The 13,175-nt window shown below is 64.8% G+C and carries 16 protein-coding genes; 6 read left to right on the top strand and 10 right to left on the bottom strand.

The genetic code is table 11. The annotated features are described in order from the left end of the window. Window positions 1-165 precede the first annotated feature (165 nt). On the bottom strand, window positions 166-1,029 hold the full coding sequence (locus tag E2481_RS05210; protein WP_136716076.1) for a cytochrome c oxidase subunit 3: 864 nt from the start codon (window positions 1,027-1,029) through the stop codon (window positions 166-168). 160 nt (window positions 1,030-1,189) lie between these two features. Between E2481_RS05210 and E2481_RS05205 the strand changes: the two genes are divergently transcribed. Both E2481_RS05205 and E2481_RS05200 read left to right on the top strand, forming a co-directional pair. Then, complete coding sequence (locus E2481_RS05205; RefSeq protein WP_136716441.1) at window positions 1,190-2,557, top strand: hypothetical protein; 1,368 nt, start codon at window positions 1,190-1,192, stop codon at window positions 2,555-2,557. Then, window positions 2,554-2,862: a C2H2-type zinc finger protein gene (locus E2481_RS05200; protein WP_250137733.1), complete on the top strand. Its 309-nt coding sequence runs from the start codon at window positions 2,554-2,556 to the stop codon at window positions 2,860-2,862. The genes E2481_RS05205 and E2481_RS05200 overlap by 4 nt, the downstream gene beginning before the upstream one ends. 10 nt (window positions 2,863-2,872) lie before the next feature. Here E2481_RS05200 and E2481_RS05195 read toward each other — a convergent pair whose 3' ends face one another. After that, complete coding sequence (locus tag E2481_RS05195) at window positions 2,873-3,937, bottom strand: polyprenyl synthetase family protein (protein WP_136716075.1); 1,065 nt, start codon at window positions 3,935-3,937, stop codon at window positions 2,873-2,875. Window positions 3,938-4,022: 85 nt separating this feature from the next. Between E2481_RS05195 and E2481_RS05190 the strand changes: the two genes are divergently transcribed. The 3 genes from E2481_RS05190 (at window position 4,023) to E2481_RS05180 (ending at window position 6,670) form a co-directional block, all read left to right on the top strand. After that, the gene (locus E2481_RS05190; RefSeq protein ID WP_136716074.1) at window positions 4,023-5,333 is read left to right on the top strand and encodes a M28 family peptidase; all 1,311 of its coding nucleotides are present in this window, start codon (window positions 4,023-4,025) and stop codon (window positions 5,331-5,333) included. Window positions 5,334-5,382: 49 nt separating this feature from the next. Further along, window positions 5,383-6,168 carry an NAD(+)/NADH kinase gene (locus tag E2481_RS05185; RefSeq protein WP_136716073.1) on the top strand — a complete coding sequence of 262 codons (786 nt, stop codon included), beginning with the start codon at window positions 5,383-5,385 and terminating at the stop codon, window positions 6,166-6,168. A gap of 61 nt (window positions 6,169-6,229) precedes the next feature. Beyond that, window positions 6,230-6,670 (top strand): DUF7313 family protein, encoded by a 441-nt coding sequence (locus E2481_RS05180; RefSeq protein ID WP_136716072.1) that lies wholly within the window; start codon window positions 6,230-6,232, stop codon window positions 6,668-6,670. Between the two features lie 373 nt (window positions 6,671-7,043). Here the strand turns inward: E2481_RS05180 and E2481_RS05175 are convergent, their stop codons facing one another. The 8 genes from E2481_RS05175 to E2481_RS05140 form a co-directional block, all read right to left on the bottom strand. After that, complete coding sequence (locus E2481_RS05175) at window positions 7,044-7,310, bottom strand: DUF7314 family protein (RefSeq protein WP_136716071.1); 267 nt, start codon at window positions 7,308-7,310, stop codon at window positions 7,044-7,046. Continuing rightward, window positions 7,303-7,632 carry a DUF7315 family membrane protein gene (locus E2481_RS05170; RefSeq protein WP_136716439.1) on the bottom strand — a complete coding sequence of 110 codons (330 nt, stop codon included), beginning with the start codon at window positions 7,630-7,632 and terminating at the stop codon, window positions 7,303-7,305. Before E2481_RS05170 ends, E2481_RS05175 begins: the two co-directional genes overlap by 8 nt. 84 nt (window positions 7,633-7,716) lie before the next feature. Continuing rightward, window positions 7,717-8,478 (bottom strand): cytochrome bc complex cytochrome b subunit, encoded by a 762-nt coding sequence (locus E2481_RS05165; protein ID WP_136716070.1) that lies wholly within the window; start codon window positions 8,476-8,478, stop codon window positions 7,717-7,719. A gap of 4 nt (window positions 8,479-8,482) precedes the next feature. Continuing rightward, the gene (locus E2481_RS05160) at window positions 8,483-9,286 is read right to left on the bottom strand and encodes a cytochrome b (RefSeq protein ID WP_136716069.1); all 804 of its coding nucleotides are present in this window, start codon (window positions 9,284-9,286) and stop codon (window positions 8,483-8,485) included. Window positions 9,287-9,289: 3 nt separating this feature from the next. Next, window positions 9,290-10,183, bottom strand: coding sequence for a ubiquinol-cytochrome c reductase iron-sulfur subunit (locus tag E2481_RS05155; protein WP_136716068.1), 894 nt, complete (start codon window positions 10,181-10,183; stop codon window positions 9,290-9,292). 3 nt (window positions 10,184-10,186) lie between these two features. Next, window positions 10,187-10,573: a DUF7318 family protein gene (locus tag E2481_RS05150; protein ID WP_136716067.1), complete on the bottom strand. Its 387-nt coding sequence runs from the start codon at window positions 10,571-10,573 to the stop codon at window positions 10,187-10,189. A gap of 1 nt (window position 10,574) precedes the next feature. Next, window positions 10,575-11,261, bottom strand: a complete 687-nt coding sequence (locus E2481_RS05145) for a halocyanin domain-containing protein (protein ID WP_136716066.1) — start codon at window positions 11,259-11,261, stop codon at window positions 10,575-10,577. 151 nt (window positions 11,262-11,412) lie between these two features. Continuing rightward, complete coding sequence (locus E2481_RS05140) at window positions 11,413-12,282, bottom strand: DUF7319 domain-containing protein (protein WP_136716065.1); 870 nt, start codon at window positions 12,280-12,282, stop codon at window positions 11,413-11,415. 136 nt (window positions 12,283-12,418) lie between these two features. On the opposite strand from E2481_RS05140, the gene E2481_RS05135 reads away from it, so the two are divergent. After that, the gene (locus tag E2481_RS05135; protein ID WP_136716064.1) at window positions 12,419-12,907 is read left to right on the top strand and encodes a DUF7321 family protein; all 489 of its coding nucleotides are present in this window, start codon (window positions 12,419-12,421) and stop codon (window positions 12,905-12,907) included. Window positions 12,908-13,175: the final 268 nt, after the last annotated feature.

Genomic DNA, 13,175 nt, shown 5'->3' with positions numbered 1-13,175 from the left:
TGCACACGTCCCGTGATAAGTGTTGGCAACAAATCGATTCCCACCTGGCGTTTAAACGTCGGTTGCGTTGGAATACATTGCCACGACCTGGGACGCTGATGCTGAGAATAGTGGGACTACCTCCTCAGTTACTCTCGTTCGGTGCGGCGAAAAACGCGCGCTGCGTTATACGACAGCGCCGACGTAGAGGACGACGACGAGGAAGATCCAGACGACGTCGACGAAGTGCCAGTACATCGAGACGGTGCTGACGGAGGTGTGTCGCTCGGCGTCGTACTGCCCGAGCAGGCCGCGGATGAACACGATGCCGATGAGGATCGCGCCCATCGTCACGTGGAGGCCGTGGAGGCCGGTCAGCCCGTAGAAGGCGCTGCCGAAGACGCCTTCGGTGAGCGTGAAGTTCTCGTGGACGAGGAACTCGTAGTACTCGTACACCTGGCCGCCGATGAAGACGATGCCCAGGAGCAGCGTCGCACCCATCAGGCGGATGAAGCGCTTCCGGTTGTTGTTCAGCAGCGCGACGTGGCCGAAGTGCAGCGTGAAACTGCTGAGGACGAGAATCGCCGTGTTCGCGATGACGAGGGGAGCCAGTAGCGGGTCCGGCATGGCCGGCGGCCAGGCCCCGGCCCGGATGAAGAAGTAGTACACGAAGCCGGCCCCGAAGGTCGCGACTTCCGTGCCGAGGAAGCATATCATCGCCAGTCTGAGCGTGCCGCCCTCGTGTTCGTCAGTACCGTGCTCCCAGAAGTTGACCACGAACGCGTGGTAGAGCCAGCCGTAGAGACCGGCCAGGAAGAAGAACGTGCTGCCGATGAACACGTACGGGCCTGTCATCGGGCCGACGAGTGCCTCTTCGCCTCTCCCGAGCACGAACAGCGCGGCCCCGATGTAGAAGCCGGCGCCACCGAGGGCCGTGATGAACGGCCACCAGCTGGCTTCACCGAACCCGCGCGGCCAGTCCTCGACCGCGGGGAGGTGGTGTTCGTCGTGGCCCCCGTGGTCCTCTGACGTTTCGTCTGCGAGACTCATGTCTATCCCTCGCTTACGAGTCGACCGGTAAAAACCTGCCCAAGTCATCGCAGTTTCGGAAGCTACTCGGACGTGAAACCCGTCGCTTCATTCAATGTCCGACGACCCGCCGTCCCCGTGGTCGCTTTCGATCCGGTCGTCGCGGTCACTCCTGCAGTACATGTTCGCCCGACTGCCCGTGCTGGCGGTCGCCCTGGTTCTGTTCGTCGGGCCCGCGACGGCACATGGCGGAAGCCTCGGCGCGAACGCCCGCGAGACGATTGCGGTCCCGACCTGGCTCTTCTTGCTGACCGGCGGGAGCGCAGTGGGAGCGTCGTTCCTCCTGGCCAGTTTCGTCACCGACCGCCGGCTGATCCGGGACATCCATGGCTGGTATCGGGCCCGTCCGTTCCCCGCCCGGCGGGTCGCCCGCTTGGCCGGCCATTTGCTGGGCGTCGCCGGACTCCTCGTCGTGCTCGTCCTCGGTTACCTCGGGCCGTCGGAGGCCCTCGCGAATCCGGCAATTCTCGTCGTCTGGGTGGGGTGGTGGGCCGGCTTCACGGCGACCACGTACCTCGTCGGAAACACCTGGCCGGTTCTCAACCCCTGGCGTACCGTCTCGTCGCTCCTGCCGTCGGCCGACCGCGCCTACCCCGAGTCGCTGGGCGCCTGGCCGAGCGTGGTCGGGTTGCTCGCGCTCGTCTGGCTCGAAGTCGTCAGCCCGCTGGCCGACGAGCCGCGACTGCTCGTCGGCGTCGTCGTCGGCTACACGGCGTTCACGCTCGCTGGCGCGCTCGTCTTCGGCCCCGACCGCTGGTTCGGCAGCGTCGACCCGGTCGCGCGCGTGTTCCGGTACTACGGCCGAGTCGCACCCGTCAAATGGGACGAGACGGCCGACCGCCTGCGCTTGCGGCTTCCCGGGACCGGCCTCTCCGAGACGCGACTGGTCGACGGGTTCGACGAGGTCGCGTTCGTGGTCGCCATCGTCTGGGTGACGACCTACGACGGCCTCGTCGCGACGCCCCTCTGGACCGGGTTCGCCAGATCCGCCGTCGATCTCGGCGTGCCCCCGATGGTGCTCTATCCCGTCGCGATGATCGCCGGGTACCTCGTCTTCCTCGCCGCGTACTGGCTCGCTGCGGGGTACAGCCGCCGAATGGCCGACTCTTACCGGAGCCAGGCGTACCTGGCCCGTCGGTTCGCCCCCTCGCTGCTGGCCATCGCCGCCGGCTACCACCTCGCACACTACCTGGGCTATTTCCTCTCGCTGTTGCCAGCTGCGATCACTGTGCTGGCCAGTCCGTTCACGGCTCCGGCGACGGTCCCGGTCGCCCAGTTGCCCGGCTGGTTCGGCGGCCTCAACATGGCCTTCGTGCTGCTTGGGCATCTCCTGGCGATCTGGGTCGCCCACGCCACCGCGTTCGAGGTGTTCCCTGGCCGCCTCCAGGCCATCCGGAGCCAGTACTCGTTCACCCTCGTGATGGTCCTCTACACGATGACCTCGCTGTGGATCGTCTCGCAACCGTCCGTTCAACCGCCTTTCCTATGAGCACACACACCGACGAGCCGACGACCGAACCGATCGCAGCCGGACCGAACGACGACTACAGCGTCCCTGCGGACGACGAGACCGTCGTCTGTGAGTACTGCGGCGCACCCTTTTCCGACGAGGCGTTCCGCGCGCTGCACTGGGGGCTCGAACACGAGTCGGAACTGACCGACGACCAGCGCGAGGCCGCCCAAGACGCCTTCGAGGACGAAAACCAGGCGCTTCGGCTGTTCCAGCTGAAGGCACTCGGCGTGCTCGTGGTACTGTACTTCGGGTTGATGATGGCCTATCTCCTCGTCACCTGAGCGACCCGAGTCAGGCGTCGCGTTCGACGACGAAGCGGGTGAAATCCGCGAGGTTCTGTGCTGGTTCGGGTTCGAGATCGAGATCGGCCAGATGGCCGCGCGCGTGCGCCGCGAGGTCGATCGCCTGCTCGCGCGCGTACTCGACGCTCCCCGTCGACTGGAGGATCTCGATGACTTCCATGATCTCTTCCTCGTCGTTGTCGTCGGCCCAGAGGATCTCCTCTAAGCGCGCCACGTCCTCGGGCGGCGCGTGTTCCGCCGCGTGGATGACCATTAGCGTCTTCTTGCCTTCCCGGACGTCGTTGCCGAACTCCTTGCCGAACGCGCCGGCCTCGTCCAGGGTGTGTTCGACGTCTAAGATGTCGTCGCCGATCTGGAAGGCGATGGACATCCGTTCGGCGTAGTTTGCGACGGCCATCTCCACGTCCTCGGGCTGGCCGGTGACGATGGCGGCGAGACGGGCGACGATGCGGCCCAGACAGCCCGTCTTGCAGGCACACATCTCTAAGTACTGGCGCTCGCTCATCCGGATCTCCTGTTCGTTGTGCCAGTGGATGTCCATTCCCTGGCCGAGGTGGGTCCGGTTGAGTTCGTGCATCAGCATCTCGTAGGCTGCCAGCCGCGTCTCGGCGTCTAACCCTGTGGGGTTGCGCGTGATGATCTTCAGCGGCAGGAAGTACATCGCGTTCCCGGCGTTCAGGGCGATGTCGGTGCCGTGTTCGAGGTGCAGGGCGGGGTCACCCCGGCGCATCGACGCGTCGTCTTCGACGTCGTCGACGATGATGGTCCCGTTGTGCAGGATCTCGGGGATACAGGCGTATGGGAGGTACTCTTCGGGGTCCTCGCCGAAAGCCTCGACGAGCACCAGGAAGACGACGGCCCGCCAGCGTTTCCCCCCGCGGTCGAGCAGTTCCCAGATGGGGTCGGACAGGGCCGACTGGACCGCGGTCGGATCGTACTGGTAGGTCGGCTCGCCGAAGAAGTCGGTGAGGTAGGCGTCGTCGACGAGTCGTGGCAACAGCTCCTCGATCGCCTCGTCGACTACCGGTCGCCACTCGTCGAGTACGTCCCGCATACCCCAGCCATTACCGTCACGGCTCAAAAGCCTTCAGTTTGCACGCGGCACAACGCCTAATGTGCCGCTCGCGCCACAGGTCCGTATGACCGACTGGATCGGCGAGACGTTCACGAGTTCGACCGGCTGGTTCCACCTCGAAGCCCTCGTCGACGTCGGCGACCGAATGGCCGGCAGCGCGGGCGAACGCCGCGCGGCCGAACTGACCCGCGACGCCCTGGCCGACGCCGGCGCTCGCGACTCTCGCCTCGTCGAGTTCGACATCCAGGGCTGGACGCGCGAGGAGAGCACCGTCGAGGCTGGCGAGACAACCCAGGACTGCATCGCGCTCCCCCGGAGCCCAGCCGACGCCGCGACCGGCGAGTTCGTCGACCTCGGCTACGGCCTCCCCGAGGACTTCGAGTCCGCCGAGTGCGAGGACAGCATTGTGATGGTCGCCAGCGACGCCCCAGACTGGCAGGACCGCCGCGTCCACCGTCGCGAGAAGTACTATCGGGCCGTCGAGGCTGGCGCGGCCGCCTTCGTCTTCCGCAACCACGTCGACGGCTGTCTCCCGCCGACCGGGAGCGTCGGGACACCCGACCACCCGATCGGCGAGATTCCGGCCGTCGGCGTCAGCAAGGAGGTCGGCCTCCGACTCGCTCGCCGGTTCGAAGGCGAGCGCGTGACGGTCACCGTCGACGCCGACGTCGGTCCGGCGACGAGTCGAAACGTCCACGCCGAACTCGGCCCGGAGACCGACGACGCAGTCCTGCTGACGAGCCACGTCGACGCCCACGATCTCAGCGAGGGAGCCATGGACAACGGCGCTGGGACGGCCGCAGTCGTCGAAGTCGTCCGCGCGCTCGCGAGCCGCGAGTCCGACCTCGATACGCGCGTCCACGTCGTCTGTTTCGGCGCTGAGGAGGTCGGCCTCCGGGGATCGGCCCACCACGCCGAGCGCGCCGACTTCGACGAGGTTCGCGCCGTCGTCAACCTAGACGGGGTGGTCCGCGGCCGAACGCTCAGGGCGAAGACCCATGGTTTCGACGAACTGGGCGCGGCCGTCCGCGCCGTCAGCGACCGGTTCGATCACCCCATCACCGTCGACCCCCAACTGGGGCCACACAGCGACCATTGGTCGTACGCCAAGTGGGGCGTGCCCGCCTGCTGGGTCAAAAGCGAGACGCCCGACCGCGGCCGCGGCTGGGGTCACACGCACGCGGACACGATCGACAAACTCGACCCCCGGGACCTCCGCGAGAGCGCGATCCTCCTGACGGCGCTCGTGGTCGAACTCGCCGACGAGGACAGGACGATACCGCACGCGACTCCCGAGGACGTAGCGACGGACCTGGAGTCCCAGTCACTGGCCGAGGGAATGCGCGTGACGGGTGACTGGCCGTACGGGGAGTGACGACCGCGAGTCCCCATGTTTTTGCCCGCCGGGTGCCAGTACCCGGGTGATGAGTGAGCCAGCGGAGCCGTCGGTCGTCGGTGTCGTCGGCGAGCGGATCGAGCCGGTTCGATCCGCCATCGAGACAGCGGGCGTCGAACACCGGACCGGGGCGCTGTCGACGGTGCTCTCGTCGTCCCCCGACGTGCTCGTCACGGTCGGTGAGGGGTCCCTGCTCGACCTCACTGCTCGTGAAACGGTTCCCGACGTTCCCGTTCTCCCGGTGAACGCGGGGACTGGTGTCCAGTCGGTCCCGCTCTCGGGTATCGACGGGGCGATCGAGGCGCTCCTGGACGGAGCGGGCGGAACCCACTCTCGACCGGTTCTGGCTGCGATGGCCGACGGCATCGAGCGGGGTCGAGCGCTCTGTGACCTGATGCTCGTCACCGCAGACCCCGCTCGCATCTCCGAGTATTCGGTTCGGACCGACGGCGATCTGGTCGCGCAGTTCCGGGCCGACGGCGTCGTCGTCGCCACGCCCCTGGGGAGTCACGGCTACGCGCGCTCGAACGGTGCACCGATCGTCGCCCGCGACACCGGGGTCGTCAGCGTCGTTCCCATCGCACCGTTCGCTATCGACGCCGACCACTGGATCCTCCCGGCCGACGGACTCACGCTGACGGTCGAACGCGACGATGCGCCCGTCGAGTTGCTCGCCGACGACCGCCGCGGCGACTGCGTTCCGCCGGACACGCCCCTGTCGGTCGCGCAGATCGACCGGCTGACCGTCCGGACGCTGCCACAGAGCACGGCACCGTTCGGGGGGCCGGACGAGTCGGCGTCCGCTCCCGAGTGATGGGTCCTGACGGCGGACGGGATTGGAAAAACTCTAATGTATCAGGTCGAAAGTGTCGAGTATGGCAGCACCATCGGTGACACTCTTCGGACCGCTGGATACGGTACTCGGCGGCCAGATCGAGTACGTCCTTCTGGCACTCGCGGTGGTCAACATCGGGACCCGTGCGTTCCAGCACCGCAAAAACGTACAGCAGGCCCAAGACGGCGCTGACGCGGTCAGTCGACACCCAGTTCACGTTCTCTCGAACGTGGCGCTCGTGCTCGCGACGTTATACTACACCACGCTCCACCAGCACGGCGGGCTGGTTGCCTCGGCACTCATCGTCGGTCTGTTCATTACCGACTTCTTCGAGTTCGAGGCTCGCAAGGTCGAGGCCCGACGCGGGATCGACCTGGAACGCCCCAAGGGCGCTATCGCCGCCTCGGTACTCGTACTGATGTACGTCTCCTACCAGGCGCTGTTCTTCGTCATCAAGCCGTACTGGTCGGCTGTCATCTGATCGGCCACGCGTTTCCCTTTTTTGACGACGATCCCCCCGAAGCGTTACTTCTATACGCATCTGCTGCTGCCAGTTCCGTCTCCCCGCTGCCAGGCGTCGGTCACTGTGGTTGCTGTCGGACGGACACGGCAACCGGGGTGTGACCGTGAATCGAGATTACGGACGCCAGCATGCCTTCGACTGGCTCCAGCGGAGACGGGTGAGGAGTGTCCGTCAGCCCGGCGGCGTACAACTGTGAGACACTGCGTCCACGATTCGCGTCGAGAGCGCTACCCCTGTCGCCGCTCTCGGCGACTCCGTGACATCGTGGAATCATCTCGGAGCCGCCGCTCGTCGGTCGAGAGCTGTCGGAAAAAAGCCGACCAGGCCGTCTTCAGCTTCCGCGTTCGTCGAGGGCGTCGCGCGTTTCGTTGATCAGGGGGATGATGACCCAGAACGTCAGCGCACCGAGAATCGCGAACCAGAACAGCGCGTCCTTTAACATTAGTGCTACCTGCCCGTAGATGCCGGGGTCCGATGGCGGCGTTCCCAGGAGCTGTCCCTCCTCGAAACTGTCCGTCGTGTACCAGCCCGCCAGGACCATCCAGCCGAGGCCGGCCGCTGTCAGAATGCCGAAGCCCTTAGCGAATTCATCAGCCATTATCTGAACCTTCGTCGGTGTCGTCTTTAGACTTTCCCATTCCTTCCGCGCGAAACCGTGTCGAGAACGCGTACGCCGCTGCTCCGCCGACGATCAATCCGATCCCGAGGAGCGCGACCAGCGGCTGGATCTCCGAGACGGTCGCCTGTGCCCGATCCGTCGCCAGATCCAGCAGCACGAACCCGCCGACGACCGTCGCCACCGCGAACAGCGTCGTGAACACGGTGACTGCCTTGTACACCCGCATCGGAACCACGATGTCGCGACCGCTCTTCCCCCCGGACTCGCTGTCGGCCCGTTCCGGAGACTGCTCGCTGTCTATCTCCTGGTCGGTCGCGGTCGTATGCGATTCCGAGTCGGACGGCTGGTCGGACGTTGAATCATCAGACATCGAAAACAAAGGCGGTTATTTCGGCGGTCGCAGGCGGTAGTAGCGGCGGTTGAGGGTGAACATGTACCCCTCGCGCATCGACTTGAGCACCGCGTAGGTGATGAAGCCGAACACGAACGGCAACAGGAACGTCAGGTCGAAGAGCAGGTGCGAACCGATGGGCACCAGGTTCTTGACCGACAGCGCCGCGATGGTGAAGGCGAACACGACGCCGAAGACGCCGACGGCCGCCCAGAACGGCTGTTCGACCGGTCGGCGCGCGCTCCCCTTGTTCAGGAAGGGGACGATCGTGATGACGCCGACCACGACGAGGTTCGCCAGCACACCGTAGGTTCGGTCGGCCATCAGCTTCTGCCCGCCGAGCAGCGCCAGCTCGGGGTTGAGCGGCCCGAGTTTCAGCAGTCCGAACGACCAGTACAGATACCAGTCGGGCAGGATGACCGACGGCGTACTCGACGCGTCGGCCGGCGGCAGCATCTCCGGGGGCAGCGTCGCCGAGAGGAACAGGACCATGCCGATGAAGAAACTCGACAGCGCGAGGTTCCTGATCATCTCGTGAGGCCAGGCCGGGAAGCCGAGGACGTCGCGCTCGACGTAACTCGACTCCTGCCGGAGGTCCTGGTCTTCGCGACGTGCGCGCTCGAAGTACTCGTACGTCAGCCGGGAGAGCCCCTGGCTGCGCTCTTTGCGCTCGCTCCAGGTGGGCGTCTCGTCGTCCGGCGGGACGATGCCGGTGCCTCCGTCGGTCTCCGTTTCGGGAGTGTCGTTGTCGCTCATTGTATTAGTGGGGTTCCGCGATGCCCTGCATCCAGACGATGCCGATGTGGACTGCGATGAGCGCGGTCACGAGGAACGGCAGGAAGAACACGTGCAGGATGTACATCCGCTGCAACGTGGCCTGCGTCAGCGTGAATCCGCCGAACATCAGCTGTGCGACCCATTCGCCGGCGAGCGGGATCGACAGCGCCATCTCGACACCGATCTGCCCTGCCCAGTAGGACAGCTGGTTCCAGGGGAGCAGGTAGCCGGTGTATCCGAACACCATCGTCATCGAGATGAGCACGATGCCGATGATCCAGTTCAGCTCTCGGGGTTCCTTGTACGCGCCCGTGAAGTACACACGGAGCATGTGCAGGAACACGGCCGCCGTCATCACCTGTGCCGACCACCGGTGGATGCTCCGGAGCATGTACCCGAAGTTCAGGTCGACCATGATCGACGTGACCGAGGTGTACGCGACCGTCGGATCACCGGCGGAAGCGGCCGCGGCTGGGGCGTAGTAAAAGCCCAGTAACGCACCGGATACTGCGGCTATTAGGTACGCTAACGTCGAAAAGGACCCGAGCGCGTACAGCGGGTACCAGTACCAGAACTTGTTGTCAAGCCCGTACTGCTCCGTGTGGCTCTTGGGCATCTGGAGGTTGACTTTGTAGTACATGTCCTCCAGCAGCTCTAGGTAGTCGACCAGGCGGAGCCGCTTGTCGAGCCACATCAGGATGGCCAGGTAGCGCTCTTCGACGGCCGTCAGGTCGCGCTCTTCCATCCAGCCTTCGTGATCGTGTTCGTCTTTCTTTTCCAGACTCATTCGTTACTCGCCTCCCTCCTCGCTGCCGCCGTCGCTTTCGGGACGCGGCAGCGCGACGAACTGGCTGCTGACCGGATTGAACGGGTCGTAGATCGACTGGTGGCACTGACAGTACACGTCGTTTTCGGCGCCGAACTTCGCACTCCCGGTCTGGGTCTTGAATCCCGGCACGCAACAGAAGTGTGTACACTTGTTGAGCCAGGCGATGAAGCCCTGGTCGGTCGCGGCCTGGAAGAACTCCTGTGCGTTGGGGTCGTCCAGTTCGACGTTGCCGTTCGCGATCTCTTCGACCTTCGTGCTCCGAATGATCTGGACTGTCAGCGTCTGCACGTCGCCCTCGGAGCGCCACCGGGCTTCGGCCGGTTTGCCGACGCCGTCGGCCCCGATGCCGTTGCCCCACTCCTCGTAGTCATCGAAGTCCGAAACGAGGAGTTTTTCCCCGCCCTCCTTGGCCTCTGCCTGCCACTCGAAGTTGGGCGACCCGATCGAACGGAAGAAGTTGTCCTGGTCGGCTTCCGGGGCGAGTCCCTCGTAGTTCTGGACGCCGCAGTACTGGAACCAGGCGTTCGAGTACTCCATGCCGCCGAACTGCTCCTTTGCGACCTTGACCGTCTGGCCCCCTTGGGTTTCTTCCTGGACCGACGGCCACATTCCCTTGAGTTCGCCGTTCTCGATCTGGATCGGGATGATCGGCATGCCGCGCGGTGCGGGCCCGTCGGTGTTCTCGATGCCGACGAACTGGGTGATACCGCCGCCGACACCGGTCGGCGACGTCACCGTGTCCAGGGCGGCCGCGCCACCGACACCGACGCTTGCGAGCGTTGCACTACCGACGACGCCCTTCACGAACCGGCGTCGTCCTGTCTCTTTCGGATATTTGTCTTCGTCTAGTGGCATGATTTATTTCTTGTAGTAGGGGTAGAGCGCCCGCTTGACGCCCTCCCAGGGGTCCTCCATGAACGGGGTTCCGTCGATGTCGTCCTGACGAACGTAGAGGTCTTCCCACTTGCGTCGTCGCTTCTTGACGATCATCACGTCCGGCAGGAACTCCTTCCGGTACAGCATCAGGATGAAGGCGAGGTCGATGAAGATGACTGCCAGGATACCGCCCATGTACATGTTGCCGAACTCGCTCAGTGCCCATCCGGACACGAGTCCGTAGGTGAACAGTCCGACGAACACGACCTCGACGACCGTCAGGAGGACGATCGCGAGTGCTGCTGCCGTGCTTTCGCGGGGCGGTTCGTACCTGTGAATGTCTCCGTAACTGCTGCCTTCGGATGACATGTTAGTCGTTCCCTCCTTTCGCGTGCGGCGATTCGCCGTACTTCAGCAGGAAGAACGTGAAGATGAGCGACACGAACATCATCAGTATCGTCGCGATCCCGACCCAGTGTGCCTGGAACGGCACGCCCATGTGCGTGGGGTCGGTGTTGGGTCCGGATTCGCCGCCTTCGGCCGCTGCCGTCGGGTAGTCGGTCCCGACGACGACGGAGCCCAACATACCACTGGCCTCGTGTGGCTGGCAGTAGTAGTTGTAGATCCCGTCTTCCTCGAAGGTGTGCTCGAATTCGACGCCGGTCGTGTCGACCGCGCTGCCCGACTCGAAGGAGCCGTCGTCGGCGACGACGTTGTGGGCACCGCCTTCGCCGGTCCACTCCCACTGGACGGTCGCGCCGTTGTCGACGTGGACGGCCGCCGGGCCGAACGCCAGCCCGTCGCCCGCGCCGACCTGAACGGTCACCGTGTCACTGCCCGTCTCGTCGGCGACTTCGCCGTTGTAGTTGTTCGCCCCGTCTAGGTAGCCACCGAAATCAGGTGGGCCCGCGGGCTCGCTGCCTCCGCCACCTCCGCTCGTTTCGTTGCCGCTTGTCTCGTTGCCCTCTTGAGCGACGGCTGTGCCTGCGCTGGCAGACACCGCGGCGGTAGCGCCGGCAGCCCCGCCGGCAGTTCGGAGAAAGTCCCGCCTGTTCATATACATCAAAAACTCAGAACTGGGTTTGTATAAACCCACCGAATACGCCGGCAGGAACCGTACTGAACTGCTAACGTGGTGTTTCCTATTCTTGCCGTTCTCGGTCGCCGATGCCGTCTTCGCGCCCCTCGATCCCTCCTCACGGCTCGAGTCACTCGTCGGCCGTCTCCGTGCCCGTCTCGAGCCGGTTCGGTTCGTCACCGACCCACTCGTCGTCCTCGATCGGGAGGAAATCCGGACGCTCGCCCGACTCCAGACCGATCGCGCGCAGCCGGTTGCGATACTCCTCGGCCCGGAACTTATCGGAGAGACGCGCGTTCGCGACGACGCCGAACAACAGGATCCCGACCGCCAGGAACGCGAGGCCCGCCAGCACCATCAGCGTGAGGTTCGCGTCCTGACCCACGCTGTTCGTCGGTGGCTGGAGGACGCCGATGGCGAACAGGAGCCACGACAGGAGCAACCCGAGCCCCGCGAGCACTTGCACGCCGGCGATGACCTGCATCACGATGTTCCCGAGTTCGCCGCTCCCCTCGGGCACCTCCGTAGGCTGGGGGAGGATCTCTCCTTCGGGCATCTCCGGAACGTCGTACTCCTCCATGGAACACAGCGCGACGACGGGTTTCACGTCGCGCAATACTGTCCCGTGCCCCTCGACGGTGCCGTCGGGGTGGACTGTCGCGTACCCCTCGTCGGAGTAGGCGAGGACCCGACCGTCCGCGAGCCGTTCGACCCGGGCGAACACGTCCCGAATCACGACTCTGTACTTCAGGTCGGCTTCGACGCGGTCTAGGAGTTCCTCGCCCGTGATCCACGTGTCCGGATCGAACGCCGCCTCCCACTCGTCGGCGCTCATCTCCGCCATGTCGTCGGGCCCGAACTCCTCGAAATCGTACTTTTCCTCGACCTGCTGGCGGAGCTGCTCGGTCGAGATTTCCTCCGTCGGGGCGTCTTCATCAGCGTCCGCAGGTCCGGCGGCCCCCTGCTCGTCGCCAGCCCGCTCGTCGGAGGCGTCACTCATTAGCTGTCTGTTCGGGCGCGATGCCCCTTAGCGTGACGGTTGTCCCCGAGCGCAGACTTCGGTCCGGTGGGCCCCGTACTCGGGACGAACGGGCCGTTTCGGCACGCTTTAACGAACTTCGTCCGTACGTCCGGGCATGGCCCTGTCGGAAACGACGATCGCGACGCTCGTTCTCCTCTCGGTGACGCTCAGTTTTCCCTGTTTTCTCTACGGTGCCTGGATCATGATCGATACCGAGCACGTCACCTGGAGCGTGCTCGTCTATCACCTGAAATTCATCGTGACCGGACTGGCCCTGACGACGATTCCGCTTTTGTTCTGGATGCTTCCCCGCCTGATCTCGCAACTCAACGGCTTCGCCGCCATCCACGCGTTTCTCGGTCTCCAGGCGTACGCGATGTTGGCGTTCGGCTTCACCGGGATCGTCCGCGTGTTCCGCGCTAAATACGAACACGATCTCTATCACGACTACGACGAGGACGTCATGCTGGACGAGATCGGGAGCGACCGCCTCCAGTTTTTCCGCCGACGCATCCGCATCGGCGTCTTCGGCTACGTGTTCTTCTGGATCCTCGCGTACCTGGTCGGCGTCGCTCGCTATCTGCTCAAATACTGGATCGTCTAGGGCGTTGGCCTGGGGGTCGCCGGTCGGGAGGTCCGACCGACCCGTCAGCGGGAGAGAGGAGAATACAACGGGAACGTGACAGGGACTGTGTGGTAGTTCCGAATCGCGGATTGGTTTGGGGGTCAGATGGTTCGTCCGCAGACGCTCCGAAGCGACCGAGTCGTCGGAAACCGACCGGCCTACAGCACAGCGAACGGCGGAACGGGGCAGTTGATGCCCATGTGCGACAGTTTCGTCGTCGACCGTGATACAACCATGCCGGGACCTG

The sequence above is a fragment of the Halorientalis salina genome (genome assembly GCF_005049285.1).
Lineage (GTDB): Archaea > Halobacteriota > Halobacteria > Halobacteriales > Haloarculaceae > Halorientalis > Halorientalis salina.
Note: the sequence above shows the minus strand (reverse complement) of the source record. Positions and strands in the feature narration are given on the sequence as shown.